The 26,848-nt window shown below is 58.9% G+C and carries 24 protein-coding genes and 3 pseudogenes; 19 read left to right on the top strand and 8 right to left on the bottom strand.

The window, feature by feature from the left end; genetic code table 11:
- Window positions 1-71 precede the first annotated feature (71 nt).
- The gene (locus tag PM2_RS14930; RefSeq protein WP_016714072.1) at window positions 72-2,612 is read right to left on the bottom strand and encodes an HWE histidine kinase domain-containing protein; all 2,541 of its coding nucleotides are present in this window, start codon (window positions 2,610-2,612) and stop codon (window positions 72-74) included.
- A gap of 105 nt (window positions 2,613-2,717) precedes the next feature.
- Window positions 2,718-2,896 (bottom strand): annotated as a pseudogene (locus PM2_RS30100) (helix-turn-helix domain-containing protein); the annotation flags it as partial.
- A 127-nt stretch (window positions 2,897-3,023) separates the two neighbouring features.
- On the opposite strand from PM2_RS30100, the gene PM2_RS14925 reads away from it, so the two are divergent.
- Complete coding sequence (locus tag PM2_RS14925; RefSeq protein WP_016714073.1) at window positions 3,024-3,641, top strand: dTMP kinase; 618 nt, start codon at window positions 3,024-3,026, stop codon at window positions 3,639-3,641.
- Window positions 3,642-3,711: 70 nt separating this feature from the next.
- On the opposite strand, the gene PM2_RS14920 is transcribed toward PM2_RS14925, so the two are convergent.
- A complete protein-coding gene (locus PM2_RS14920; protein ID WP_016714074.1) occupies window positions 3,712-4,152 on the bottom strand; it encodes an Lrp/AsnC family transcriptional regulator in 441 nt (146 codons plus the stop codon).
- 142 nt (window positions 4,153-4,294) lie between these two features.
- Between PM2_RS14920 and PM2_RS14915 the strand changes: the two genes are divergently transcribed.
- The 3 genes from PM2_RS14915 (at window position 4,295) to PM2_RS14905 (ending at window position 8,606) form a co-directional block, all read left to right on the top strand.
- Complete coding sequence (locus PM2_RS14915; protein WP_028699226.1) at window positions 4,295-7,342, top strand: aminotransferase class III-fold pyridoxal phosphate-dependent enzyme; 3,048 nt, start codon at window positions 4,295-4,297, stop codon at window positions 7,340-7,342.
- A gap of 399 nt (window positions 7,343-7,741) precedes the next feature.
- On the top strand, window positions 7,742-8,179 hold the full coding sequence (locus PM2_RS14910) for a YeeE/YedE family protein (RefSeq protein WP_016714077.1): 438 nt from the start codon (window positions 7,742-7,744) through the stop codon (window positions 8,177-8,179).
- Window position 8,180: 1 nt separating this feature from the next.
- Complete coding sequence (locus PM2_RS14905; RefSeq protein ID WP_016714078.1) at window positions 8,181-8,606, top strand: DUF6691 family protein; 426 nt, start codon at window positions 8,181-8,183, stop codon at window positions 8,604-8,606.
- A 39-nt stretch (window positions 8,607-8,645) separates the two neighbouring features.
- Here PM2_RS14905 and PM2_RS14900 read toward each other — a convergent pair whose 3' ends face one another.
- The gene (locus PM2_RS14900; protein WP_016714079.1) at window positions 8,646-9,158 is read right to left on the bottom strand and encodes an amino acid permease; all 513 of its coding nucleotides are present in this window, start codon (window positions 9,156-9,158) and stop codon (window positions 8,646-8,648) included.
- Between the two features lie 36 nt (window positions 9,159-9,194).
- Between PM2_RS14900 and PM2_RS14895 the strand changes: the two genes are divergently transcribed.
- The 3 genes from PM2_RS14895 (at window position 9,195) to tcuB (ending at window position 12,880) form a co-directional block, all read left to right on the top strand.
- On the top strand, window positions 9,195-10,115 hold the full coding sequence (locus PM2_RS14895; RefSeq protein ID WP_028699225.1) for a LysR family transcriptional regulator: 921 nt from the start codon (window positions 9,195-9,197) through the stop codon (window positions 10,113-10,115).
- A 148-nt stretch (window positions 10,116-10,263) separates the two neighbouring features.
- On the top strand, window positions 10,264-11,718 hold the full coding sequence (gene tcuA / locus PM2_RS14890; RefSeq protein ID WP_016714080.1) for an FAD-dependent tricarballylate dehydrogenase TcuA: 1,455 nt from the start codon (window positions 10,264-10,266) through the stop codon (window positions 11,716-11,718).
- Window positions 11,699-12,880, top strand: a complete 1,182-nt coding sequence (gene tcuB / locus PM2_RS14885) for a tricarballylate utilization 4Fe-4S protein TcuB (RefSeq protein WP_016714081.1) — start codon at window positions 11,699-11,701, stop codon at window positions 12,878-12,880. Before tcuA ends, tcuB begins: the two co-directional genes overlap by 20 nt.
- A gap of 60 nt (window positions 12,881-12,940) precedes the next feature.
- On the opposite strand, the gene PM2_RS14880 is transcribed toward tcuB, so the two are convergent.
- Window positions 12,941-13,834: a LysR family transcriptional regulator gene (locus PM2_RS14880; RefSeq protein WP_028699224.1), complete on the bottom strand. Its 894-nt coding sequence runs from the start codon at window positions 13,832-13,834 to the stop codon at window positions 12,941-12,943.
- 148 nt (window positions 13,835-13,982) lie between these two features.
- On the opposite strand from PM2_RS14880, the gene PM2_RS14875 reads away from it, so the two are divergent.
- The 4 genes from PM2_RS14875 (at window position 13,983) to PM2_RS14860 (ending at window position 19,190) form a co-directional block, all read left to right on the top strand.
- Window positions 13,983-15,062, top strand: coding sequence for a 4-oxalomesaconate tautomerase (locus PM2_RS14875; RefSeq protein ID WP_028699223.1), 1,080 nt, complete (start codon window positions 13,983-13,985; stop codon window positions 15,060-15,062).
- Between the two features lie 73 nt (window positions 15,063-15,135).
- Window positions 15,136-16,449 carry a C4-dicarboxylate transporter DctA gene (gene dctA / locus PM2_RS14870; protein ID WP_028699222.1) on the top strand — a complete coding sequence of 438 codons (1,314 nt, stop codon included), beginning with the start codon at window positions 15,136-15,138 and terminating at the stop codon, window positions 16,447-16,449.
- A gap of 123 nt (window positions 16,450-16,572) precedes the next feature.
- The gene (locus PM2_RS14865) at window positions 16,573-17,877 is read left to right on the top strand and encodes a CitMHS family transporter (RefSeq protein WP_016714085.1); all 1,305 of its coding nucleotides are present in this window, start codon (window positions 16,573-16,575) and stop codon (window positions 17,875-17,877) included.
- Between the two features lie 59 nt (window positions 17,878-17,936).
- Window positions 17,937-19,190, top strand: a complete 1,254-nt coding sequence (locus tag PM2_RS14860; protein ID WP_016714086.1) for an OprD family porin — start codon at window positions 17,937-17,939, stop codon at window positions 19,188-19,190.
- A gap of 48 nt (window positions 19,191-19,238) precedes the next feature.
- Here the strand turns inward: PM2_RS14860 and PM2_RS31900 are convergent.
- Window positions 19,239-19,346: pseudogene (locus tag PM2_RS31900) on the bottom strand (DMT family transporter); the annotation flags it as partial.
- Window positions 19,347-19,565: 219 nt separating this feature from the next.
- Here PM2_RS31900 and PM2_RS30095 point away from each other — a divergent pair.
- The 5 genes and pseudogenes from PM2_RS30095 to PM2_RS14845 form a co-directional block, all read left to right on the top strand.
- Window positions 19,566-19,979, top strand: coding sequence for a thiol-disulfide oxidoreductase DCC family protein (locus PM2_RS30095; RefSeq protein WP_080578116.1), 414 nt, complete (start codon window positions 19,566-19,568; stop codon window positions 19,977-19,979).
- Complete coding sequence (gene folE, locus PM2_RS14855) at window positions 19,964-20,524, top strand: GTP cyclohydrolase I FolE (protein WP_016714087.1); 561 nt, start codon at window positions 19,964-19,966, stop codon at window positions 20,522-20,524. Before PM2_RS30095 ends, folE begins: the two co-directional genes overlap by 16 nt.
- 35 nt (window positions 20,525-20,559) lie before the next feature.
- On the top strand, window positions 20,560-21,012 hold the full coding sequence (locus PM2_RS30090) for a DUF3429 domain-containing protein (RefSeq protein WP_080694008.1): 453 nt from the start codon (window positions 20,560-20,562) through the stop codon (window positions 21,010-21,012).
- A 360-nt stretch (window positions 21,013-21,372) separates the two neighbouring features.
- A complete protein-coding gene (locus PM2_RS14850) occupies window positions 21,373-22,353 on the top strand; it encodes a TerC family protein (protein WP_028699221.1) in 981 nt (326 codons plus the stop codon).
- A 363-nt stretch (window positions 22,354-22,716) separates the two neighbouring features.
- Window positions 22,717-23,120, top strand: a pseudogene (locus PM2_RS14845) (transposase); the annotation flags it as partial.
- Window positions 23,121-23,311: 191 nt separating this feature from the next.
- On the opposite strand, the gene PM2_RS14840 reads toward PM2_RS14845, so the two are convergent.
- The gene (locus PM2_RS14840) at window positions 23,312-23,647 is read right to left on the bottom strand and encodes a hypothetical protein (RefSeq protein ID WP_028699219.1); all 336 of its coding nucleotides are present in this window, start codon (window positions 23,645-23,647) and stop codon (window positions 23,312-23,314) included.
- Window positions 23,648-24,303: 656 nt separating this feature from the next.
- Complete coding sequence (locus PM2_RS14835) at window positions 24,304-25,191, bottom strand: MerR family transcriptional regulator (protein ID WP_016715186.1); 888 nt, start codon at window positions 25,189-25,191, stop codon at window positions 24,304-24,306.
- 153 nt (window positions 25,192-25,344) lie between these two features.
- Between PM2_RS14835 and PM2_RS14830 the strand changes: the two genes are divergently transcribed.
- The 3 genes from PM2_RS14830 (at window position 25,345) to PM2_RS14820 (ending at window position 26,843) form a co-directional block, all read left to right on the top strand.
- A complete protein-coding gene (locus tag PM2_RS14830) occupies window positions 25,345-25,791 on the top strand; it encodes a PAS domain-containing protein (RefSeq protein ID WP_028699218.1) in 447 nt (148 codons plus the stop codon).
- A 102-nt stretch (window positions 25,792-25,893) separates the two neighbouring features.
- Complete coding sequence (locus tag PM2_RS14825; RefSeq protein WP_028699217.1) at window positions 25,894-26,094, top strand: nuclear transport factor 2 family protein; 201 nt, start codon at window positions 25,894-25,896, stop codon at window positions 26,092-26,094.
- A complete protein-coding gene (locus PM2_RS14820; protein WP_016715189.1) occupies window positions 26,091-26,843 on the top strand; it encodes an SDR family NAD(P)-dependent oxidoreductase in 753 nt (250 codons plus the stop codon). Before PM2_RS14825 ends, PM2_RS14820 begins: the two co-directional genes overlap by 4 nt.
- Window positions 26,844-26,848 lie beyond the last annotated feature (5 nt).

Below are 26,848 nucleotides of genomic sequence, written 5' to 3'. Positions count from 1 at the left end.
GCGCCACCTCAAGGCTGGCGCCGTTCCCTGGAGCGGCTTGCGCTCCCTCCTTCCGTTCAGAATCCCTTCTCTCAGCGATCAACCAGGGCCTGCAGACTGGTCAGGATGCTGTTGGCGTCATAGGGCTTGCGGGTTACGGGCACATCCTGCAGATGCTCGGGAATGCTGATGCCGTCGCCATAGCCGGTAGCGAACAGAAACGGAATTTGCCGGCGCTGCAGTTCATCGGCGACGGAAATCGACGTCCCTGTTCCCAGGTTCACATCCAGTATCGCGGCGTCCGGTGTGCGGCTGCTAATCAAGCGCATGGCCTCATCCTCGGAACTGGCGGTCATCACGTCCTTGATCTGTGCATCGTTGAGAATCTGCTCAAGGCCAACCGCGATCACCAACTGGTCTTCAAGGATCAGCACGCACAAGCCCGGCAGGGCGGCAAAGGCATCGGCTTCACGGGTAACCGGCGCGGATGTGCTCACAGGGTCGGCCGCTTCGGCCACGGACAGGTGTTTTGCAGGAATTCTGAACAACCCTTGCACGCCTTCGGCGTGATATTCCACGGTGCTGGTGCCACCCAGGTCGAACGGAATGCTGCGTTCTATCAGCACCGAGCCAAAGCCATTACGGCTGGGCGGGTGAACCGTTGGCCCGCCGCTTTCGCGCCAGGTAATGCTGCAGCCGTGGGAGGCGTCGATGGCCCAGCTTACGGCAAGTTTGCCGCTCGCCCGCGACAACGCGCCGTATTTGGCAGCATTGGTTGCCAGTTCGTGCAGCACCAAGGCCATGACCGAGTAGGCGCGGGCATCCAGGATAACGTTCGGGCCTTGCAGTTCAATCACTCCGGCGGCGGTGCGGTAGGGTGAAAGCTCTGCCTCCAGCAGCTTGGCCAGTCGCCCGCCACCGTCACCGCGTACCACCTGGTCGTGAGCGAGGGACAGCGCATGGATGCGCCCCTTCAATGTCGCCACGTAGTCCTGCAGTGTCTGGCTCTCCGAGGTCGGGTGGGCAACCAGCGCGCCAATCAACGACAGAATGTTCTTGACCCTGTGGTTGAGCTCTTCATTGAGGATGCGCTGGCGCACTTCTGCCTTCGAACGCTCGCTGGCCAGCAACTCGCTGTTATACAGCACCACCTCGACGATAGCGGTACGGATGGCGTCGCCAAACTGGCGGTCCTGCTCGGTCCAGGGCAGTGACTGCTGGTGAACGGTTTCTTTCCAGATCGCAAAGCTTTTCCGTGGTGTCAGGCGGTCGCCCAATGCGCCGCTGTCATAGGTCTTGTTCGGGTCCCCGGCCCAGTCGAGTGTCTCGACCACTTCCTTGCGGAAGAAGATCAGGTAATCCCTCGGCTGCTGCGACATCGGTATGATCAGTACGCCAGACACATCGGTAAAGTACGCCTGGGCCGCAGGCAGCACCATCGACAGGCGGTTGGACGCCCAGGTACGGCCAGCGCTGACAATATCTGCCAGGCGCAGCAGGTCGGGAACCGCCGATGTGGGCGGCGTCAGCCCGGCGGATGACCAGCGGCCTTGCAGCGACATGCCGATGCCGTCGCAGGGGATCAGCGACATAAGCCGGGGCAGGCGCGCACGGAAGAACCCGTCGATGTCTGCAGCCCGGTTGGCGTCAAGCAGCATGCTGTCCAACGCTTTGTGAACGTGTACGGCGGCTTCAAGCTTTTGCCGGCTGCGCAGGGTCTCGATATGCAGCGAGAAGAATTCGCCGAACATTTCCGCCGCCACACGTTGTCCCATGGACAGCGTGCGTGGTGCATAGTGGTGGCAGGCGATCATCCCCCACAGCTCTCCATTGACGATGACCGAAATCGACATGGAGGCCCCCACGCCCATGTTGCACAGGTATTCGCAGTGGATCGGCGAGACGCTGCGCAAGTGCGCATAGGAAAGGTCGAGCGGCTCGCCCGAGGGGTCGAGCACCGGGTCGATGGCGACTGTCTTGAACTGGGCATCCGAGATCACCCGGATCGGGTTGCGCAGGTAAAGTGCGCGGGCCTGCTGGGGGATGTCGGAGGCCGGGAAATACTGGCCCATGAAGCTTTCAAGGTCGCTGCGCCTAGCCTCTGCAACCACCTTGCCGGCGCCGTCGGCACCCAATTGGTAGATCATCACCCGGTCGTAACCGAGCACGGCCCGGACAAAGCGGGCAGCATCGCGGAACAGCTTGCTGGTCTGGTCGATGTCGCGCAGTTGGGCGATCAGCGTGCGGGCCAGCTCGATTGGCTCGGCAATGCTCGCGCCAGCGGGCTCGAACTCGAGGATAGCCGTGCCTTTGAACACGTGGGCGGCAATGTCGACAGCCTCGCCGCTGGGCAGTTTCACACCGAAGCTGTGCGCCGGCCGCGAGGCCTCCCGGGTGCGGGCCAGCGCGTTGCGCAGGGTATGCGCCACTTCATCCCCGAGCACCGCATGCAGCTTCTGGCCGTTGATGTCGCTTGCTACGCCCAGCATTTGTGGGGCATTGGCCGAATGACGCAAAACGACGGTGGCCGAGGCATCGCACGCCAGCAGGCAACCATGGGGCTGGATGCTGCCAGGTATCTGAATAGGCTCGCGGTCGCAGTTGGTCAGGTTTACTTGGGGGTTGAATGTCATGGGCCGTGCCTGTGGGGGATGAGGAGGCTGCCAGCAGGGCCGCCAACGTCAGCCTAGCAGGCATGCCCGCCTTTGGCATAGCGAGGCGAAAAGGGCCTTGCTGGCTTATGACGGGTGTTCCCCTCGATCATCAGCGAACCCCAGCTCACGGATGAACATCGAAAACAGTTCAGGGTGAGGCGAGATATTCAGTTTCGCGTACAGGTGGCGCCGGTGCACCTTGATGGTTTCTGGCGAGATGCCCAGCCGTGCGCCATCGCCTTCGACGTATAGCCGCGCAGGAGGAACGGACGAGAAGGCGGCATGTGCCGCCTTTTACCGGTGGAGTACAGATGTGCTCTTGTCGATATGCCTTGAAGGCAAGCGGCGATCAATGGTCTCATCCGCACCTGAGCCAACTGGTATTGAACGATGATTCGCCCGCTGTTTGTTTCCATCGATGGGCCTAAAGGCACCGGCAAGACCACGCTGCTGGAGGCCGTCACCCAAGCCCTGAGAGTGGACGGGAAAAAGGTGATCCGCCTTTGCGAAAAAAAGAGCGATCCCTACCGGGGCGAAACCATGGCGCTGGTCAACAAGCTCGCCAGAAACCCTTGCCGAGATCTGGAATTAAGGGTGTGCGAGCGCTTCGCTGAAAGCCGCGCCTGGATTTCCCGGCACGTACTGCCCAAGCAGCCAGCCGACAGCATCGTCCTGATTGATCGCTGGTACCCCTCTGACGCCGCGTTTCGCCGCACGGTGCCGTTTGACCAGATCTTGCGATTGAACCTCGACCTAAGCGTGCAAGTGCCAGATTTGCATGTCGGGGTTGTCACTGCCCCTGAAACCTCGTGGGCAAGGGCTACGGCACGCACGCGTGGCCTGGGCAGTACGGTGATATACAACCTGGATGAACAGGTTGCCTGCACCGAGGCTTTCGAGCGGGCGCTCGTAAAGCACGGCTGGGTGTTGTGCCGTAATGAAGGGGCCATCGAAGACGCGACGCGGCAGGTGGTTGGCGAGATTGACCGCGTACTGCTATCGCGTTGAGCGCTCGTGCGCCGCTGTGCAAGCTGGCTTGCCGGCGCAAAGGCCGGCCTGGGCAACCATGCGTGGATGATCAGGCGCCCTGGCGGTCGATATCACGGCGCAGGACAACCGACGTGGTAATGTCATCCACCGATTCGTGACGTGCCACGTTGTCGCGCACCTGATTGAGGTCGTCGATTGTCCGGGTTTCCACCTCAACCACCAGGTCAAGCTGCCCACTCACGGAGGAAACCCGCCGCACGCGTGCGTCCGTTGCCAACTGGTCGAGCAGCCCCATGGCAGGTGTGCGCTGCAAGGTCACCAGCAGTATCGCGCGTATGACATTGGCGTCTATCTCGCCGATATCCGCACGGTATCCTCGAATGATCCCGCTGCGTTCAAGGTTGGCCACACGCTCAGTAGTGGCGCTTCTGGAAAGGCCTATGCGGCCGGCTAATGCCTTCAGCGCAATGCGCGCGTCCTTCGAAAGTACTTCAAGAATCTCACGATCTTTTGCGTCCAGTTCACGCATTGCACCACCTGATAAGCTCGCCGTCATTATGCCGGTCGGTACCGGCATAATGCCTGTCGATCCCGACCGTATGCAGGGTGTCGGTTTCGGCAGTGCATGACAAGCTATTGAAAAACAATTTGCTCGCTCGGAACGTGATGATATGACAGACCTTTCCCACCCGGCACCTCGGTTTTCGGCAAGCGATGCAGAGGGCCTCGCAAAAGATTTTTTCAATGTCACCGCTACAGCAACCCCCCTGGACGGGGAGCGGGACCGCAATTACCGGTTGGATACGGGCGTCGATGCGGGCTGGATACTGAAAATCGTCAATGCCAGCGAACCCCGGGTAGAAAGCGAGTTTCAAACCGCGCTGCTCGATCATCTTGCCGTGCATGGCGCGCACCTGGGTGTGCCTCACCTTCGCGCCAGTGTGGCGGGTGACTACCTGCCGTCCGTGGCCAGCGCCTCAGGTGAGCAGCATGCGATGCGCTTGGTCAGCTGGTTGGTCGGTACGCCACTTGCCGAGGCCAAGCGATCTTTCGCGCTGATGAGCAACTTTGGTCGGGCACTCGGTGAACTTGACCGCGCCCTGCAGGGGTTCATGCACCCTGGTGCCGTCCGTGATCTGGACTGGGACTTGCGCCATGCCGCACGCTCCCGTTCGCGCTTGCACCACATCAAAAGCCCCGAGCGCCGGGCCATTGTCGAGCGTTTTATCACCCGGTTCGAACACACTGTACAGCCCCGGCTGGCATCACTCAGGGCGCAGGTGATCCACAATGATGCCAACGACTGGAACATCCTGGTCGATGCCGAAACCACCCGCCATGTGACCGGCTTCATCGACTTTGGCGATGCCGTGCATACCGTGCTGATTGCCGAGGTCGCGATCGCCAGTGCTTACGCCATTCTCGACATGGACGACCCGATCGGCGCTGCCGCAGCGCTGGTGGCCGGATTCCATGAAAAGTACCCATTGCAAGCGCAAGAGCTTGACGTGCTGTTCAACCTGATTGCCATGCGCCTGGTCATCAGCGTTACTTTCTCCGCTTCCCGGCAAGATCTGACAGAAGACAACCCTTACCTGGCGATCAGTGAAGCGCCAGCCTGGCGCCTGCTGGAACAGCTTGATTCGATGAATCCACGGCTGGCTACAGGCATCCTGCGCAAAGCCTGCGGTTTCGATGCCATCGAGGGGGCGGGCGCAGTGCGCCGCTGGATCGCCGATAACCACACATCATTTGCCGACCTGGTGCGCCCGTCAGCCGCCGTCCTCAACAAGGTGATCGCGCCGTTTGGCGACGCCAGCCACGAAATGACCATCGCCTCAGCCGAGCAGCGGCCTGCCGATGCGACGCGCTGGTGGAATGCGTTCTCTGCCGCGCACAACGTGCCGCTGGCCATCGGGCCATGGGGTGAGTTGCGTACCATTTATACGGACAGCGCTTTCGAGTCGCGCTTTATCAAGGGGCAGCGCCGCACTTTGCATGTAGGGGTCGATCTGGTGATGCCCGCCGGTACGCCGTTGTACGCTCCGGTCCCTGGCACCGTCAAAAGCGTTGAGGTTGAATCCGACCCGCTGGGCTATGGTGGGCTGGTGATGATCGAGCACAGCCCGCCAGGTTGCCCGCCATTCCTGACCCTGTGGGGGCACCTGGCCCACGAGGCGCTCAGCCGCTTGAAGGCCGGTGACAAGCTCGATGCCGGCGACCTGGTGGGCTACATGGGCACCGATAATGAAAACGGCGGCTGGATTCCTCACCTGCATCTGCAGATGACCACCGATACCCAGCTGAGCGCGAGTGAGGTCATTGGCGTTGGAGAGCCCGAGTACCGCGAAGTGTGGGCAGACCTGTTCCCTGATGCCTCGACCTTGGCCGGCATCCCGCCAGAAACCTACAACCAGCAGGGAATGACCAAGGCCCAGATCATTGCCAAGCGTAAAGAGCTGCTGCTACCGAACTTGTCAATTTCGTACACCGACCCGATCAAGTTCGTGCGCGGCGATGGCGTATGGCTGATCGACAACTTCGGGCGGGCCTACCTGGATTGCTTCAACAACGTGTGTCACTTGGGCCATAGCCATCCCGACGTGGTCGACGCCTTGAGCCGCCAGGCTGCACGACTTAACACCAACACCCGTTACCTGCACGACAACATCGTGGAGTACGCCGAGCGGCTGACCGGCACGTTGCCAGAGGGCCTTTGTGTGGCGTCATTCGGCTGCTCGGGCAGTGAAGCCAACAGCCTCATGCTGCGCATGGCGCGCAACTACACCGGTAGCGACCAGGCGATCGTGCTGGACTGGGCTTACCATGGCACCACGCAAGAACTCATCGACCTGAGCCCTTACAAGTACAAGCGCAAAGCCGGCAAGGGCAGGGCGGCGCACGTATACGAGGCGGTGGTTCCAGACAGCTACTACGCGCCCGAGCACTGGCCATTGGAAGAGCACGGCAAGCGGTTTGCCGAGTCGGTGGCAGAGCAGCTGGACGCCATGCGCAAAGCCGGCAAGGGCCCGGGGTTCTTCCTTGCCGAGTCGATCCCCAGCGTGGCGGGGCAGGTGTTCCTGCCCGAGCATTACCTCAAGGAGGTATACGCGATGGTTCGCGCCGAAGGTGGGCTGTGCCTGGCCGATGAGGTGCAGGTCGGGTTTGGCCGTGTCGGTAGCCACTGGTGGGCGTTCGAGACCCAAGGCGTAGTGCCGGATGCTGTCACCATGGGCAAACCGATTGGTAACGGCCACCCGATGTCGGCGGTGGTGACCACGCGCGAGGTTGCCGATGCTTTCAACAACGGCATGGAGTATTTCAATACGTTCGCCGGCAACCCTGTGTCGTGTGCGGTGGGCCTGGCGGTGCTCAATGCAATCGAGCGCGACCAGTTGAAAGAGAACGCCTTGCGCATCGGCAATTACCTGCTTGAGGGTTTGGGCAAACTTCAGCAGCAATTCGAGGTGATTGGTGATGTACGCGGGTTGGGCCTGTTCCTCGGCGTCGTGTTGGTCACGGACCGCACGTCGAAGGCTCCGGCCACGGCCTTGGCCAGGAAAGTTGCCGATGGCGCCAGAGAGCGCGGCGTATTGATCGGTACCGAAGGCCCGCATGACAACGTGCTGAAAATGCGTCCTTCCATGATTTTCAGCCGGGCCAATGCGGACTTCCTGCTTGAAGTGCTGCAAGACAGCTTCATTGCGGCGCTGAAGTGAGGTGCACCCAGTGAGATTCTGAGAGGTCCCGTTCAAGAACGCCCCCAGGCTTCCCTGAGAAAGCATCTGCTTGAGCGGCAGAACAATGGCTTTCAAACAGTCAATGGCAGGAAATAAAACAACAATGGCACTAACTGGATGGCGATCGACCAGAACTGAACTGCGAATCAAGGCACCGTCGCCCGGGCTTCTTCAGGCGCTAGTTCGAACTGTTCGAGGCAACGCTGCTGGAAAGAAGATGTTTTCCTCCGACTCCATGTGGTCGTAGTATTTTTCGATGAAGTCATCGACAGTGTCCAAAGACACGATGAGCTGCCTCCGTGCTGGATTTCAAACGCGCTGGCCCAGCGCTAAGATAAAGTTTGCTGTCATCAGGACATCAAGAGTTGGAGCACTGCAATGTTTATTGATGTGAATGCTTTCACACCATGGTCGGCACTCGGAGGGGGCGCGCTGATTGGTCTGGCAGCAGGTCTGTTCGCCATGTGCAACGGACGGGTAGCCGGTATTAGTGGGTTGCTCGCTTCGATGTTGCAGCGTGCAGGGGAGGGGCGTGGTGACAAAGCGGCGTTCTTGCTGGGAATCTTCGCTGCACCGTTGTTGTGGCAGGCGTTCGCGTCGCTTCCTACTGTGCAGTTCACCAGCGCACCTTGGGTGCTGATGGCCGCAGGGCTGCTGGTCGGCCTGGGTACTCGCTACGGTGGCGGCTGCACCAGCGGTCATGGGGTGTGCGGCCTGTCGCGGCTGTCTCCTCGTTCGGCAGTGGCGACGCTGTGTTTCATGGCGACCGGTTTTGTCACTGTGTTCGTCGCTCGGCATCTTTTTACAGGAACGTAACATGACTCGGATCAGTGGCTTCATCGCAGGGGTGCTGTTCGGGATAGGTTTATTGCTGTCCGGAATGGCAAACCCTGCCAAGGTGATTGGCTTCCTCGACCTAGCCGGGCAATGGGACCCCTCGCTGGCGTTGGTCATGGTCGGAGCCATCGGAGCGGCGTTCTTGCCAATGGCCTGGGCACGTCGACACTCGGTGACGCTGCTAGGTGAGACGATGCATTTACCCGCCCGGCGTGACATTGACCGTCGTCTAGTTGGCGGAAGCCTGTTGTTCGGTGTTGGTTGGGGCCTGGCCGGGGTGTGTCCGGGCCCGGCGTTGGTGCTTTTGTCGGGTGGCTACTGGCCGGCGTGGCTGTTTGTGGCAGCGATGTTGCTGGGTATGCTGATATTCAATGTGATCGAAGCGGTTACGGCACCAAGTGTTTGATTACTTATGGTGACGTGATCCGTGAACCCAACTCGTCGCTCAGATTATCATGCGTTCTTTCATTCGGATGGCAGTGCCCATACATGCCAATTGTCCGGTCTTGGGATGTGGGCATGCCTGATCGGGGAGTACAGAGACCAAAAGCACGACGGAGCCGATGTAGAACAAAACGATCCGCCAAATCACGCCATTGATGGCCTTCGGCAGAATATCCTTAGGATTTTCGGTCTCGCCAGCTGCAGTCCCCACAAGCTCAATACTTGAATAAGCGAACAGTACGCCTTGAATGATCAGGACGGCAGGCAGAATTCCATGAGGGAAGATACCTCCATTGTCGCTTATCAGGCTAAGACCTGGTGCATGCCCGCCAATAGGGTGATCGGTGCCGAGAACCACGGTACCTACAATAAGGAATGCTACGATTGCACCGACCTTGATAATGGCGAACCAGAACTCCATTTCACCGAACCACTTGACGCCGATCAGGTTCATGACGGTTACAACGGTGAGGGCAATTAGGGCGAACCCCCATTGAGGGAAGTCAGCTAACATGCTCAAGGACCACCCCCATCGTTGAAAGAGATTCGCATGGAGTTACGTCAGCTTCGCTATTTCCTGAGTGTTCTGGAGTACGGCAGTCTTGGCAGGGCGGCGGTCGAGCTCGGGGTCGGCGCCTCCGCACTGAGCCAGCAACTGTCGAAGCTGGAGAGCGAGGTGAGTACCCGGCTTTTGACACGTTCAAGTACCGGCGTATCGCCGACGGCGGCCGGCCTAGCCTTCGAATACCATGCGCGCCTGGCGCTTCGTCAGGCGGAGCACGCTGTCCTGGCGGCACAAAGTGGCCGCATGAGCGGCTATGCCAGCGTAGGGCTGGCACCGACCACCGCATCGATTCTTGGCTTGGCGTTGATCGACAGGATGCGCGAACGCTATCCGGACATCCGCCTGCACCTGGTGGAAATGTTGTCTGGCTATCTGATGAACCAACTTAATGCCAGGCACCTTGACCTGGCGGTACTGTTCCAGACAGAGACGGGGCCGCGGCTGGATGTCCGGGCGCTTCTGACGGAGCGGCTGTTCGTGCTGGTTCCCGCCCGGCTGGTCAAGGCCGAGTGGGGCGAGTCGCTTACATTGCAACAGGTCGTGACGCTCCCCTTGGTGATGCCCAGTACCCAGCATGGTCTGCGTACGACATTACGCTCGATTTTCGAGCAGGCCGGGCTGGAGGCCAGCATCGTCATGGAAGTCGATGGTCTGACGCTGTTGATGGATTGTGTCTGTGCGGGCTATGCCGCCACCATCCAGCCCGGCGCGACGGTGGCCCTGGCGCATCAGGCGGGCTTACGCGTGTTTGCCATCGATGAAGCGAAGGCGCAGCGGCGCAATGTGATTGTCAGCCTGACTGAAGACGAGCTCTCGCCGGCCGCGTTGGCGACACGGATCGTACTTCAGGAGGTCGCTCGGGATCTGGTGGAGCAGGGCCGATGGCCCGGGGCCCGGTTGCTATGACCCGGACTGTTGGTTCACTCATGCAATCCCTTTAGAAAAACTGAATGCCTCCCCCCAACGATCGCGTTTCGCACCTTCCGGGCACTCATTAAAGTCCGTGGCCACGAGGAGCAGCCGAACATTCGGCTCTTCGTGACCTGGAGGCGAAATGATTGATGTGCTAGTCATCGGAGGGGGCAATGCCGCCCTCTGTGCCGCGCTGATGGCGCGAGAGGCCGGAGCCAGCGTATTGCTGCTCGAGGCCGCACCTCGCGCCTGGCGTGGTGGCAATTCTCAACACACTCGTAACTTGCGGTGCATGCATGATGGCCCGCAGGACGTATTGGTCGAGGCGTACCCGGAGGAAGAGTTCTGGCAAGATTTGCTGAAAGTCACCGGTGGCCAGACCAACGAAAAGCTCGCGCGACTGGTGATTCGCGCGTCCTCCAGCTGCCGCGGGTGGATGCGCCGTCATGGTGTGCATTTCCAGCCCTCACTATCGGGTGCGCTGCACACCGCTCGGACCAATGCTTTTTTCATGGGCGGCGGCAAGGCGCTGGTCAATGCCTATTATCGCAGTGCCGAAAACCTTGGCGTACAGATCCGTTACGACACACCGGTAGCCGACATTGAACTGGAGGACGGACGCTTCGTTGCGGCCTATGTGCCGGCGCGTGAGGTTCAGGGGCGGCAACTGCCCGCCGAGCGCATCGAAGCACGCACCTGTGTGCTTGCCGCCGGGGGGTTCGAGTCCAACCGCCAGTGGTTGCGCGAGGCCTGGGGGCAGAACGAGCGAGGGGAGTGGCCTTCAGATAATTTCCTGATCCGCGGTACGCGTTTCAATGATGGGGTCCTGTTGCGGCGCATGATCGAACAGGGCGCCGACACGATTGGCGACCCGACCCAGGCGCATATGGTGGCGATCGATGCTCGCGCTCCTCTTTACGACGGCGGCATCTGCACGCGCATCGATTGTGTGTCGCTGGGCGTGGTGGTCAACCGCGATGGCCAGCGTTTCTATGACGAAGGCGAGGACTTCTGGCCCAAGCGCTATGCCATCTGGGGGCGTCTCGTGGCCCATCAGCCCGGGCAGGTGGGGTTCTCGATCATCGACCAGAAAGCGCTCGGTCGCTTCATGCCGCCGGTTTTCCCAGGTGCCACTGCCGACAGCCTAGAGGCGCTGGCCGGCCTGCTCGGTTTGCCTGAACAGGCCTTCCTCGAAACCGTGCATGCCTACAACAAGGCCTGCCAAGTGGGCACCTTCGACCACACCCGGCTGGACGACTGTCACACCGTGAGCCTGGAACCGGTGAAAAGCCACTGGGCGCGTCCGATCGATACGCCTCCCTACTACGGCTACCCGCTGCGTCCTGGCGTGACTTTCACCTACCTGGGGCTGCGCACCGATGAAACGGCTGCCGTCCATTTCGATAGGCGTCCCAGCCCGAACCTGTTCGTTGCCGGCGAGATGATGGCGGGCAACGTACTGGGCAAGGGCTACACCGCAGGTGTCGGCATGTCCATCGGCACCGCCTTCGGCCGTATCGCCGGAACCAGCGCCGCTGCGGCGGCAGGTCACGAACATCCAGAAAAAGAGAATCGCCATGACCGCGAAACTGCCTGAACCACGCCAGCCTGATGCCGCCCGGCCGGCCCTTGCAATGATCCCGGTGTTGAACCTGGAGGAGCGGGAAGTGGACCGGCAAATGCGGATCTGCAACGCCTGCCGATACTGCGAAGGCTTCTGCGCAGTATTTCCGTCCATGACCCGCAGGCTGGAGTTTGGCAAGGCCGACATCCACTACCTGGCCAACCTGTGCCACAACTGCGGCGCTTGCCTGCACGCCTGTCAGTATGCCCAACCCCACGAGTTTGCCGTCAACGTGCCCCAGGCAATGGCCAAGGTGCGCGGGCAGACCTATGCCGAGTACGCCTGGCCGGCCCTCTTCGGACGGCTGTATCGGCACAACGGCACCTATGTCGCCACTGCATTAGCCGTCGCCCTGTCGCTGTTCTTGCTGCTGACCTTGTACGTCAACGGCACGCTGCTGCCCGGGCGGTTGGCGGGGAACTTCTATGCGGTCTTCCCGCACAACGCGCTGGCGCTGATGTTCGGTAGTGTCTTTGCAGCTGCAGGTGTGGCCCTGGCGGTGGCTGTACGACGCTTCTGGCGCTCGGTCTCGCCTGCCGAGGCGCTGGCGCAACCGGCCAAAGGGGCGGTGTTCGAGGCATCAAGCGCAGCGTTGACCCTGAAATACCTAGACGGCGGACATGGCCAAGGTTGCAACAATGCCGATGATCGCTTCACGCTCTGGCGCCGGCGCTTCCATCACTTCACCTTCTACGGCTTCATGTTGTGCTTTGCCGCCACGGTGGTCGCCACCGGCTATCACTACCTGCTGGGCCAGCAGGCGCCGTACCCGCTGCTGAGTGCACCGGTGTTGCTCGGAACACTCGGCGGTATTGGCTTGATCGTCGGGCCGGCCGGGCTGTTGGCGCTGAACCTGCGCAGGGCGCCGGAGCAGGGCGATGTTGCCCAGCGGCCCATGGACCGGGCGTTCATCCTGCTTCTGCTGCTGGTCAGCACCACGGGCCTTGCGTTGCTTGGCCTGCGTGATACCGCAGCGATGGCGATCCTGCTGGCGATCCATTTGGGCACTGTGATGGCGCTATTCGTCACGCTGCCCTACGGCAAGTTCGCTCATGGACTGTTCCGCAGCGCGGCACTGCTGAAGTTCGCGATCGAGAAACGCCGGCCCAACGAACTGGGCCTGGGAGGCGAGTGAACCATGGACGCAGCCGTTTTTTCCCCTGTGCCGCGCCGCGCGAAACGCAAGGCGTTTCGCTCACCGGTTGGGCCACTTGTCCAGCAAGATCGACACGAACTTCTCTGCAGCTGGCGACAGCGACGCCCCTCGGCGATAGACCAATCCCAGGGTGCGGGTGACCTGGGGTTCGATCAGCGGCACGCTGACGAGCGTAGGGTGGTCGGCGTTAGGCATGGCCAGGCTGGGCATGGCCGACACGCCCAACCCGGCTTCGACCATGCCCAGCGAGGTGGACAGGTGCTGAACCTCATAGAACCACTTGGGCCGCAGGTTGAGACTGGACAGGGCGTGGTCCAGCAGCATCCGGTTACCGCTAAGCCGGCCTACGCCGATCAGGCGGTAGTCGGCCAGTTCCGTCCAGGTGACGGCCTCACGGTTCGCCAGCTTGTGGTCCCTGCGGCAGGCCAGGACGAAATGTTCCTGTACCAGGGAGACGAACTCGATGTCCGGGTGCTGGCCGCTCATCATGTTGATGCCGAAATCTGCTTCACCCCGCAGCACGGCCTCGAGCCCGTCGTTGGCGCTGAGGTCCAGCAGACGAATGCGGATCTTGGGGTATTGCTCGTTGTAGTCGCGGATCACCGACGGCAGGAAATAGAACGCCGCGGTCGGGATGCAGGCGAGGGTGACCTGGCCAGTCTGTCGTTCGGCGAGTTCGCGGATGCTCAGAATCGAGTCCTCAAAGTCATCCAGCAGGCGCCTGGCCTTGGGCAGGAAGTCCCGGCCGACACTGGTAAGGCTGACGCGACGGGTAGTGCGTTCCAGCAACGAAGTGCCCAAGCCTTCTTCGAGCTTTTTGATCCGCCGGCTCAAGGCGGGCTGCGACAGGTGCAACGCTTCTGCGGCTTCGTGAAAGCTGCCGAGTTCGGCGATTTTCACGAAAGATCGTATGTCTTGAAGCTCGTATTCCATGTTGGATTGCTCTTGGCAGTTGGCTTTTGCATTGATGCTTTAATCGGAATAATGGCTACGATATTTGCATTGGAATGATTTATCCATCCCTGTCAATCTTGTGCCCACAGCATCAATGATGTCCATTGATTAACAAGAGTGCGAAATTATGCAACGAATTCCTTGCGTACTCATGCGCGGTGGCACCTCCAAGGGCCCCTTCTTCCATGCATGGGACCTTCCTGCCAATGTGGTCGAACGCGATGAATTGCTGATCAACCTGATGGGTTCCGGGCATGAACTGGAAATCGACGGTATCGGTGGCGGTAGCCCGCAGACCAGCAAGGTAGCGATTGTAAGCCCCTCGCTGCATGCCGACGCCGACGTCGACTACCTGTTCGTGCAGGTAATGGTCGCCCAGCGCAGGGTGGATACCGCGCCCAACTGCGGCAACATGTTGTGTGCCGTTGGCCCGTTCGCCATCGAGCAAGGTCTCGTCAAAGGCCAGGACGGCAAGACTCTGGTACGTATTCGCAACCTCAACACCGGCACCTTCGTCAATTCGCTGGTGGAAACCCCAGGCGGGATCGTGCGCTACGAAGGCCGCACGGCGATCGATGGCGTACCGGGCACTGCCGCCCCGGTGCACCTGACCTTCCTCGATGCGGTCGGCAGCAAGACTGGCAAGCTTTTCCCGACTGGCAAGGCCAAGGATGTGATCGATGGCGTACCGGTCACCTGCATCGACATGGCCATGCCGATGATGTTGGTAGAGGCCAGCCAGCTGGGTGTCACAGGCTCGGAAACCCCGGCCGAACTCGATGCCAACGTCGGTCTGCTCGAGCGCCTCGAGGCGTTGCGCCTGAAGGCCGGCAAGGCCATGGGCCTAGGTGATGTCACCGGTATGGTCATCCCGAAGCCGGTGCTGGTGTCCAAGCCCCGCTATGACGGCACAGTGCAGGTTCGCTATTTCATGCCGCACAACTGCCACCGCGCCCTGGCCATCACCGGAGCGATAGGGCTGGCGACTGCCTGCGTCAGCCCTGGCACAGTTATCGGCGAACTGCTGGGCGAGGGCGCCGAGCAACTGGTCGAGGTGCGCCTGGAACACCCAAGCGGCGGTATCGATGTCGCACTGTCACGCAGCGGTGCCGATGGCAAGACGATTCAGGCCTCGGTGGTGCGAACTGCCCGCCGGCTTTTCTCAGGCTTCGTTTACGCCCCAACATTCCGCAGGTTGGCGGGGTAAGCCTAGCCGGTAGCCCAGACCTGTACATTCGCAACAAGCGCATCCGCACAATTTCAACAATGGGTGATGCTACATGAGACTCGCCAAATCGCTGTACTTCCAGATCCTCTGCGCCGTCCTGCTGGGCGTGGTGGTCGGTCACTTCTGGGCGCAACAGGCCGTTGCGCTCAAGCCTCTGGGTGATGCGTTCATCAAGCTGATCAAGATGATGATCGCGCCGGTGGTTTTCTGCACCATCGTTACCGGTATTGCCGGGATGACCGACAAGCGCTCCCTGGGGCGTTTGATGAGCAAAACCTTGCTGCTGTTCCTGGTATTGACCGTCATCAGCCTGATGATCGGCCTGGCAGCGGTATACCTGTTCCGCCCTGGTGTCGGCATGAACATCGACCCTGCCACTCTCAGCACTGCGGGGCTCGGCCAGTACGCCGCGTCTGCAGCAAAGCTCAGCGTTGTCGACTTCTTCATGCACATCATTCCCGACACATTCATCGGAGCGTTCAACAAGGGTGAAGTGTTGCCGGTGCTGTTCATCGCGGTGCTCAGCGGTTTTGCCTTGTCGTCCATGGGCGACAAGGGCAAGCCGGTACTCGATGTGCTGGAGTCCGCCTCGACCATGGTGTTCCGCATTTTCGGCTACCTGATGCGCTTCGCCCCGGTCGGTGCCTTCGGTGCGCTGGCCTTCACCGTCGGTCAGTACGGTGTGACGTCCCTGGGCGCATTGGCCAAGCTGGTCGGTACGCTCTACATAGCCTGTGCGTTTTTCGTGCTGGTGGTGCTCGGCGGCATCTGCCGTGCCCATGGTTTCAGCCTGTGGAAGCTGCTGCGCTATTTCCGCGAGGAGTTCCTGGTGGTGCTCGGCACTTCGTCCACCGAGCCCGTGCTGCCGCGCATGCTGGAGAAACTGGAGAAGCTAGGCTGCAAGAAAGGCGTGGTCGGATTGGTGCTGCCAACCGGCTATTCCTTCAACCTCGACGGTACTGCCATCTACCTTTCGTTGGCGGCGGTGTTCATCGCCCAAGCCTGCAACATTGACCTGAGCCTCGGGCAGACGGTGACGATGCTGGCGATCATGCTGTTGTCGTCAAAAGGCGCCGCGGGTGTGACCGGTAGCGGTTTCGTTGCGCTAGCCTCGACCTTGACCGTCATTCACGACATCCCGCTTGCAGGGCTTGCCTTGCTGATCGGCATCGATCGCTTCATGTCCGAGGCGCGTGCCCTGACCAGCCTGGCCAGCAACGCCGTGGCCACCGTGGTCATTTCACTGTCTGAGAATGCCTGTGAACGGGAAACCTTGCTACGCCGCCTGAACGGCATTCCGGCCACATCGGACGAGGCGGATATTACGCAGTCCGACTGGTCTGCGGAGCCCCGGCATCACGGCTGAAACGCCTCTTACCCTCCCATTGTTGACTTAGAATCCTACTCAGCATCACGGCGATGCCGAGTGGGGTAGGGGGCCATCTGCCTTGCCGATGGCCGCAACAGAATAAAAACAAGAGAAAAGACCATGCTCGCACTCCTGGGCCTGATCATGGTGGTGACCTTCACCTACCTGATCATGAGCAAACGCCTATCGCCAATCGTTGCGCTCACTGTGGTACCCATTGTCTTCGCGGTGATCGGTGGCTTTGCCCCCGAACTGGGCAAGATGATGCTCGATGGCTTGAAAATGGTGGCGCCCTCGGCGGCCCTGTTGCTGTTCGCCATCCTGTTCTTCGGTCTTATGATCGATGCTGGCCTGTTCGACCCGCTAATCCGCAAGATCCTCAAGCGTGTCAATGGCGACCCGGTCAAGATAGCCATCGGTACCGCGCTGCTGTCGCTGCTTGTCGCGCTCGATGGTGACGGCACCACCACCTACATGATTACCTGCGCAGCCATGCTGCCACTGTACAAGCGCATTGGCATGAACCCGATGATCCTGGCAACGGTGTCCATGCTGTCGCTGAGCATCATGAGTGGCATGAGCCCCTGGGGTGGGCCGGCGACCCGGGCCATTGCGGCGCTCGGGCTGGATGCGACCGAATATTTCATCCCGATGCTGCCCACCGTTATCGGCGGTGCGGTATGGGTGGTGTTCACCGCATTCCTGCTGGGCCGTGCCGAGCGGCGACGCATCGGCAACATCGCCCTGGAGTCAGGGGGCGGCAACTGCTATATCAAGGAGATCCTCGGTGACAACCCGCACAAGCGACCACGCTTGGCCTATGTGAACCTTGTGCTGGTGATTGCCGTCATGACTGCTCTGGTGATGGGCGTCATGCACTCCGCACTGTTGTTCATGATCGGTTTCGTCGCGGCGCTGATGATTAACTACCCGCAGCTGGAGCTGCAGAAAGAGCGCATCCTCGCCCACTCGGGCAACGCCATGACCGTGGTACTGCTGGTATTCGCCGCCGGCATTTTCGCGGGGATCTTCTCGGGCACCAAGATGGTCGATGCTCTGGCGCAGACCCTGGTCGACTGGATTCCCGAGGCTTGGAGCCACTGGTTCCCGCTGGTGGTGGCGCTGACCAGCATGCCACTGACCTTCGTACTGTCCAACGACGCCTACTACTTTGGCGTGGTGCCGATCCTTGCCAACGCTGCGGCCGCCTATGGAATTGACCCGGTTGAAATCGCCCGTGCCTCGGTGCTGGGGCAGCCAGTGCATCTGATGAGCCCGCTGGTAGCCTCGACCTTGCTGTTGGTGGGCATGGTCGATCGGGACATCGGCGACTTCCAGAAGGCCACCGTGAAATGGGCGGTGCTGACCTCGCTGGTCATCACCGCACTGGCCTTGGTCACGGGTGCCTTGTCCTTCTTCGTCTGATCTGTCCAGGGCGCCGTTGGCGCCCAACCTCATCCAAGAACAACAACAGAGTATCGAACATGTCCCGAACTGTTTTCCGTGGGGCCACTTGTGGCCTGCTGTGCGGCTGGCTTCCTGTGGCCGGTGCCGCCGGATTCATCGACGACAGCAAGCTCAAGCTGCAGCTGCGCAACGTTTACTTCAACGAAAACTTCCGCGACGAACAAGGCATGAGCGCCCGCGCTGCTGCAAATGCAAAGAGCGAGCGGGTGGAATGGGCACAGGGGTTTTTGCTCGACTACCAGTCAGGGTTCACTCAAGGCCCGCTGGGGTTGGGGATCGATGCCCTGGGGCTCGTAGGCGTACGGCTCGATTCGGGCCGCGGCCGCAGCGGTACGGGTTTGCTGCCGGTCCATGACGATGGCCGTGCTGCTGACGAGTTCGCCAGTGCCGGGGTGACGGCCAAGGCGCGACTGGGGCAGACCGTGGTCAAGCATGGCACCTTGCTGCCCAAGACGCCGGTGCTGGTCTACAACGATGCGCGGTTGTTGCCGCAGACCTATCAAGGCACGCAGCTGACCAGTACCGATGTCGATGGCCTGACCCTGACCGCCGGATATCTGGACCGCTTCAAGCAGCGCGACTCCTCCGATAGCACCGGCCTGTTCCTAGATGGTTACAGTGGCGGCGAGTCTGGCGATTTCAGTTTCGCCGGGGCCGACTATGCCATCAGCAAGCAGCTACGCGTGGGCTATTTCCACGGCCAGCTCGAACACTTCTATCGTCAGGACTACTTAGGCCTGGTCCACGACCTGCCGTTGGCCGGCGGTGTGATGACCACCGACTTGCGCTATTTCAAGAGTCGCGACAGCGGGGCCGCTCATGGTGGTCAGATCGATAACGACATGTTCAGTGGGCAGCTGTCGTACGCTCATTCTGGGCACACTTTCGGCGCTGGTTACCAGATACTCGACGGCGAGGCTGGGTTGCCGTACATCAGCGGCGCAACGGTCTACTCGTTCAGCAACGTTGGCATCGGCAAGTTCATCGAGGAGGAGGAAGAAACCTGGATGGCGAGCTATGCCTACAACTTTGCTGCGGCCGGTGTTCCCGGGCTGACCTTCATGGCGCGCTACCTGAGCGGGGACAACGGCCGCTCGGCTGATGCTGGGCTCAGCGAATGGGAGCGTGACATGGAGCTCGCCTACGTGGTGCAGTCCGGGCCTGTGAAAGGTCTGGGTGTGAAGCTTCGCAACTACGTCTACCGCTCTGACTTTTCCCGAGGGCGCGACAGCAACCGGATCTACCTGACCTACGATATCGCGATTTGGTAATGCAGCCGTGCGAGCCTGCACGCCTCGAGGTGCTTGCTCGCACGCGTTTCATGCTTTGGACGGCTGTGACGCTTTCTTGCCCAGTCGGATCAGCTCATTGGAGAAGCACAGGCCGAAGAGAATCAGCCCGGCCCCCAGGTACAACGTGTCCCGCGGTCATGGCGCGAATCAGCAGCCAGCCTATGGCCCCGGTCAGTGCTAGATCCCGGCTATGGCTTGACGTCTCTAGCCGGAGCCCGTAATTCGCCTGAAGTGACTGAACCCACCAGCACCAGTGAGTGGGCGCTTTACGAGGTGATCCCTCATCACGGCCATTGCTAATTTCGCGGGTTCCGCTAACTTATACAAAACCTGTACAAAATTGAGGTGTTGTACATGTATTGCCTGTGGCCTTTGACCCTTTATTTTGACGGTGCCTGCCCATTGTGCGCCAGGGAGGTGGCCTTCCTGCGCAGGCGTTCAACTGCAGCAAAGCTCATCCTGATCGATATCGATGGCGATGACTTCGATCCCATACCTCTTGGCCTTTCGATTGAGCAAATGAGATCGTGCTTGCACGCAAGGTTCGCGAACGATCATTGGGTAACAGGCTTGGACGCTACCCTTTGGAGCTGGCGTGCTGCCGGTGTTGGGATGTGGGCCGCTCCACTGGCTTGGCGTCCGCTACGTCCTTTGCTTTCAGTTCTGTACAGGTTGTTTTGTCGTTTGAGGCCAAGTTTGGCCTGGTTACCCCATCCCGAGGGTAGGCAACGTTGCAAAGGTGAGGAATCCAAATGTCACATTCGCTAGCCGAGCATTATCGTGAAATCCTTGTTGGCGTTGGTGAAAACCCGCAGCGAGAAGGGCTCTTGGATACACCCCAACGTGCTGCCAAAGCGATGCAATATCTTTGCAATGGCTATACCCAGAGCCTAGCTGAGATAGTCAATGGCGCTTTGTTCGAAAGTCAGAATGATGAGATGGTGGTCGTTCGCGATATTGAGTTGTACTCATTGTGCGAGCATCACATGTTGCCGTTTATTGGGAAAGCGCATGTCGCCTACCTGCCAACAGGACGAGTATTAGGGCTTTCCAAAGTGGCGCGCTTAGTCGATATGTTTGCCCGCCGTTTGCAGATTCAAGAGAATTTGACTAGACAGATTGCGTGTGCCATGCAGGAAGTGACTGATGCGGCAGGTGTTGGCGTCGTTATCGAGGCCAAGCACATGTGCATGATGATGCGAGGTGTAGAAAAGCAGAACTCAGTGATGATTTCATCGGTAATGCTGGGTGAGTTCCGAGACTCCCCGACTACCCGGCACGAATTTCTCAACCTCATTGGGCGCCATACCTGAAATATGATCCCCAGCCGCATAGGAAGGACGTGCCCATGAGTGCAGTTTTCAATACGTTATCTCCAAGTCGTTTTAAAATCCTGGGTTATAGTGGCGTGCTGCCGTTCGTTGGTGTGGCACTGCTGATTTGTTTAGCGACTGATTACCGAGATTTTCTATCTGTTGCTTTGGTTGGCTATGGGGCTGTGATACTGAGTTTTGTTGGGGCCTTGCATTGGGGTTTCGCTATGACGTTACAGGGCTTGTCTGCAAATGGACGACAGGAGAGGTTGGTGTGGAGTGTTATTCCAGCCCTCATCGGTTGGGTTAGCATGTTGTTACCTGTGTCATGGGGCTGCTTGGTATTAGCCTGTGGCTTCATTGGACATCTTTGGCAAGATCGCAAATTGGTCAATATTTTGCCTGGGTGGTACTGCTCTATGCGAGTACGTTTAACCATAGTCGCAAGTGTGTGCTTGCTAATTGGTGCGCTTGTACTGGTTTTTTAGATTAAACTCATTATCCTGATGTCAGCGGTTGAGCAACCATTGAGGTGGTACCACCTAGACAAGGTCAGCCCTGTGAGTGACGGCTTTTAGGACTTTGGCTTTCCAGAGGGGCTTGCTAGCGAATCGGTCTAGCTCTTGGCGGGTTTTGCAACCCTTCAACGAGTGACCGTGATGTGTAAGTCGGCAGGTCGGGACAATCCAATACTGATTATACCGAAGAAATAATTAGTAAAATTTTTCCTCTTGCAAGGTTGTTTGATTGGATAAAATCTTAATGCGTGACGCCGGGCCCCTCTGACGGTTCATCAGCCGCCATGTCGGAGTCATAGTTGTTGAACTACGACTATATAGGAGGGGCTCATGTCTGCCCTAAATGCGTATCTCTCTCAAGATTTCCTGGGCACTGATCTGTGGCTCTGGCTTTCCTTTTTTGCTGTGGTTTTAACTCTGCTAGCGCTTGACTTAGGGGTTCTCCATCGAGGGAATCGAGAGATTGGTGTTAAAGAAAGCCTAATGCTCTCAGCTGGCTACATCAGTATGGGCCTCCTATTCGCTGTATGGATCTACTTCCAGAAAGGCAGCGACGCTAGTATGGACTACGTGACTGGCTTCCTGATTGAGAAGTCCCTGTCGATGGATAACGTATTCGTTATCGCATTAATATTTAGCTTCCTGGCCATCCCTAGAGAGTTCCAGCACAGAGTGCTGTTCTGGGGGATTATGGGGGTCATCGTCTTGAGGGCCATTATGATAGGCCTGGGGGCCGCGCTCATTGCGCAGTTCAGCTGGATACTTTACTTTTTCGGCGCTTTCTTGGTTTTCACTGGGATAAAGATGCTATTTGCTCGTGTGGATCATGCGCCTGATCTGGAGAATAACCGGTTCGTCAAATATCTCCGCAGTCATTTGCCCATAACCAAGGAATTGCATGGGCAGAATTTCTTGGTGCGACTGCCCAATGCATCAGGTAAAAAGGTGTTATGGGTAACGCCGCTATTTCTTGCTTTGATTCTTATTGAGTGTGCTGACTTGGTCTTCGCTGTTGATAGTGTTCCCGCAATCTTTGCCATCACGCAGGATCCCTTCATTGTCTATACCTCGAACATTTTTGCCATACTCGGATTGCGGGCTCTTTATTTCGCGCTGGCTGCGATGATAAGTCGGTTCGCTTATCTTAAGTATGCCTTGGCCTTGGTGCTTGTCTTCATAGGCGCGAAGATTTTCCTTCATGATATCGTGGGCAAGGTACCCGCAGAGATTTCTCTGAGCGTTACAATTGGCCTTTTGATTGGCGGTGTATTGCTGTCGCTTTGGAAGACAAGAGAGCCCATCAAGCTTTAACGGACTAGCTTATTGATCGTTGCTTTTAGCGAGAAGAAAGCGCGGAAGCGTTAATCGACATCCTGCGCAGGCGTTCCCTCGACCTCGAGGGCACCTCAGTCAGGGGGTTCGCACGTGTGCTACGGTCAATCCTCTGAATTTATGTGAAGCCTGACGGATATCCGGTGAATTGGACGCATCCGCTAAATTTCCCAGCGTTTCTCTGGCCCTAACAAGGATTTTCCATAAGCCCTTCAGCCCAATCGCCCCCTTGGAATTATCTGTGGGGAATATGGGGGAGGGAGGGAGTAAACCGCGTTTTGAATCGCCCCTGGTTTCGTAGACACCTCCAAGCCTCGTAATGAGGCCCAAATAGGAGGTGCCATGAGTCGTCAGCGTTACCCTGAAGAATTCAAGATCGAAGCGGTCAAGCAAGTGACCGAGAAAGGCAAGCCTGTCGCTGAGGTCGCCCAGCGCGTGGGCATGTCCGTGCACAGCCTTTACGCCTGGATCAAGGTCTACAGCAAGCCCCAAGAGCAGCGTCAGCAAGATAATGATCAGCAGGCTGAACTGCGCAAGCTGCGCGCTGAACTCAAGCGCGTGACGGAAGAGCGAGACATCTTAAAGAAGGCCGCCGCGTACTTTGCCAAGGAGTGCGGCTGAAGTACGCCTTCATCAAGAAGCACTCGACGGATTACCCGGTGCGGCGCCTTTGCCAAACCCTAAAGGTGCATCCCAGCGGCTACTACGCCTGGTTGGCCGAGCCTCAATCTGCCCGAGCAAATGATTTTGAAGGAACGGGGATTTGTGAAAATTTCAACGGGGGTTAGCGGAAACGGGCACAGTATGAACATCTCTGACAGAGCACATGATTTAACATAATATGCATTATGAGTCACTCCGTGTGTAGATGCCGGGCCGTGGGTTGGGCAGATTGAAGCCAGAGCCCTGTTGCAAGGCCCTGGCTAGTTCTGAATTCTCAGTACGAGTCAGGCCTGAGCACGTGAGGCTCAAGCTTTGTCAGAACCAATGCCTTCTGCGTCAGGACAGCTTCGCGGAACGTGACATCCCAGCTTTTAGCAACCCGGACATAGCCTTCAGCGATCAACCAGTGAACGCACTGGCCGAAAAAGATTTCCTCTGCACTCGGATCAACCATTTGCGAAATGCCTGTTGGCAATGTTGTCCAGCCGCCGACGACCTCGAAGCCTACTGACGAAGCATCAATATCGGCAGCATTCGGGAATTTATTGGCCAAATGAGCAAAGACTTTGCCTACCACCAGGTTGAAATCTTTAACCTGCGTTAACTCCATAACTCTCTCCATGAATGGTCGTTGAGCTTCCGGGGATAGCCAGAAGCCAGCATCATTATGCCTCAGGTAAAGGAGCGATCAGGTGATGGCGACGCCACGCTAACGAAAGCTCAACGCTCCTCGCAGAGCTGGGCCGAAAGGTCATCGGCTTCACTCAATAGAAAACACATGCAGAACGTGCTCAGCCAGGTCGTCATAACGGAAGTCAGTGTTGCTCTAGAGAGAGGTGGCACATAGAAATTGGACTATTCCTAGCCAAGCAAATGAGCTACCCTGCCATTACAATATGCAATAAAAGAATAACTACGCTAAATATTCATTTAGTGTAGTTATAGTTGTGGTTTGTCAAGAAAGTAACCTTTGCACTTCCCTCAATATCCGATAACTCCCAGCCCCGGATATTGCAAGCCCCCTACGCCGGTAATGAAGCCACATTCAACTCCTACCGCACGCAGGTCGAGCGTTTGCTGCTCTGGTCAAGGCGTCTATAAGCAGCGCAACACCCAAGAAGTGGACGGCCGCGCCCTCACCCACCTGCAATGGGACTATGTGATCGAGACGGCGGAAGCGTTGGCCGAGGAAGATCTGGTGCCCGGTCGTCGGATTGGCGACAGTGGCGAGGTTCAGACATGACGGTAAAGGGGCAAGCCCTTCGGTCAAACGTCAAGAGCACCGCTGTGCAAGGCATTCAGCATGCGCGCGGCGTCAGCTCCTCCCTCGTCCAGCAGGCATAGCGGAATTCCGTTCAAGGTGGGTTGCGAATCGGCCAGCCCCTCGCCTATCAAGGCCAGCGGGCACGCAATTTCCATCTGCAACGACCGCAAGCGCTTAGCCAAGGTTGGGCTCACCGGCGCCTTGACTTTTATCACCAGTGCCGCAGGCTGCATGGCCGCACACACGATGGGGAGCTCTTCAAGTGGCTGCCCGCAACCGAGCACGTCGATACGCTGTAGCTCGCTGCTCAAGAGTAGCCCGGCGCACAACACACTGAGTTCGGCTTGCCCCTCGCTACCGGCTAGCAAAACCTGCGGCGCATCGACCTGGTTCACCTGCAGACGCAACAGCAAGCGGGCGCGCAGGAACGTGTCGAGAAACACCCACTGGCTACGCTGGCCTGGCGCTTTGCCTGAAGCCAGGTCATGCCAAACCGGCATCAGCACTTCACGCAGCACGGTGGCCTTCGGCAAGAGAGTGAACAACTGACCATGGATCCCCTCCAGTGCCGGCCCATCGAATGCCTTGGTTGCGCGCACCACGGCCGCGCGCCAATCGTCAAAGGCCGAATGCTGCTGCGCAGACGCCTCAGACTGCGCCGCGAGCAGATCGCCGACCTTGCTGACGGACAGGCCGTTTGCCGTCCAGCGCAAGATGTCGCGTATGCGCTGGACATCCCCCACCGTGTACAGGCGATGGCCGCCCTCGGTGCGCTGCGGACGTAGCAAACCATGGCGCCGCTCCCAGGCACGCAGGGTCACCGGGTTGATGCCGGTCATGCTGACGACATCGCGCATAGGTAGCAAATTGGGTGGGGTGGCGTCAGTCATAACGAGGGAATATCCGAGTGGTAAACCATTCTAAACCCATATGCACCTTCTGCGGCGAGCCTCCTTGGTTCATCATGCAACAAACGGCGCCGAAACCTTCTGCACAGAAGCTACGCTGCGCATATCGCATACGAACCGCTGTAGGTGGGCCCTATGATCAACGCAAAACTCCTGCAACTGATGGTCGAGCATTCGAACGATGGTATCGTCGTCGCCGAGCAGGAAGGTAATGACAGTATCCTTATCTACGTCAACCCCGCCTTCGAGCGCCTGACCGGCTATTGCGCCGACGATATCCTCTATCAGGACTGCCGTTTTCTTCAGGGCGAGGCTCATGACCAGGAGGGCCTGGCAACCATACGCGATGCGATCCGCGAAGGCCGCCCCTGCCGCCAGGTGCTGCGTAACTACCGCAAGGACGGGAGCCTGTTCTGGAATGAGTTGTCCATCACGCCGGTGTACAACGATGCGGACCAGCTGACGTACTACATTGGTATTCAGCGCGACGTCACAGCGCAGATATGCGCCGAGGAGAAAGTACGCGAGCTTGAGGCTGAAGTGGCTGAATTGCGCTGGCAACTGGGACAGATTGAGCAATGACAAAAATCTATACAAAGTCGTCTTCTTGTATAGATTAATGCTTGGTTTTCAGCTATATCTGTACAATCAACAGATTTTGTACAGGATTGCCTGGAGGCCAGTATGTCAACGTACCTACAGCAATTCGTCGAGCGCTTCACCAGCCTCGACGGGGCTAACCTCGACACGCTGGAAAAACTGTACTGCGAAGATGTCACCTTTCGCGACCCTCTTCATCACATACAAGGGCTGCATGCCCTGCTTTATGAACACCTCCCCCTCATGGGCGGTGCAATCCGCTGGCTCAAAGGCAGGCTGGCATGAGCCGCTGCTGGTTGACCGGCGCAAGCAGCGGTATCGGTGCCGCACTCGCACACATCCTCCTGGAGCAAGGCCACCAGGTTGCCTTGGGCGGGCGCCATGCCGATCGACTTGCTCCTCTGGCCCAAAAGTTTCCCGGGCAGGTAATACTGGCCATTGGCGATCTTGACAAGCCGGAGCAGGTCGCCGGGATCGCCGCTCAGATCGAGAACGCCTGGGGAGGACTGGACATGGCCATTCTCAATGCCGGCACCTGCGAATACCTGGAGCCGGGGCATTTCGATCCAGCGTTGGTCGAGCGTGTAATGCGCACAAACCTGCTGGGTGTCAGCTACTGCATGGCGGCCGCACTGCCCTTGCTTCGCGCCGGCCACCGCCCTCACCTGGTGGTGATGGGCAGCTCTGTGACCTGGCTGGCCCTGCCCCGCGCCGGCGCCTACGGCGCGTCCAAAGCCGCGGTGCGCTATCTGGTGGAGTCACAGCGAATAGACCTTGCTCGCGAGGGTATCGCGGTCACCCTTGTCAGCCCTGGCTTCGTCGACACGCCACTGACCCGTCGCAACGATTTCCCCATGCCGCAGCTGTGGACTGCGCAGCGCGCAGCGCGTTATATCGCCACCCGCCTGCCCCGGCGCCCCCTGGAAATCAACTTTCCCGGCCTTTTCACCTTGGTGTTGCGCCTGTTAGGGGTGCTACCCGCGCGCCTGCGTTTGGCACTTGGCCAACGACTCGCCCGTCATGAACAGGAATGATGATC

Origin of the sequence: Pseudomonas monteilii NBRC 103158 = DSM 14164 (assembly GCF_000730605.1) — a bacterium.
Taxonomy (GTDB): domain Bacteria; phylum Pseudomonadota; class Gammaproteobacteria; order Pseudomonadales; family Pseudomonadaceae; genus Aquipseudomonas; species Aquipseudomonas monteilii.
Note: the sequence above shows the minus strand (reverse complement) of the source record. Positions and strands in the feature narration are given on the sequence as shown.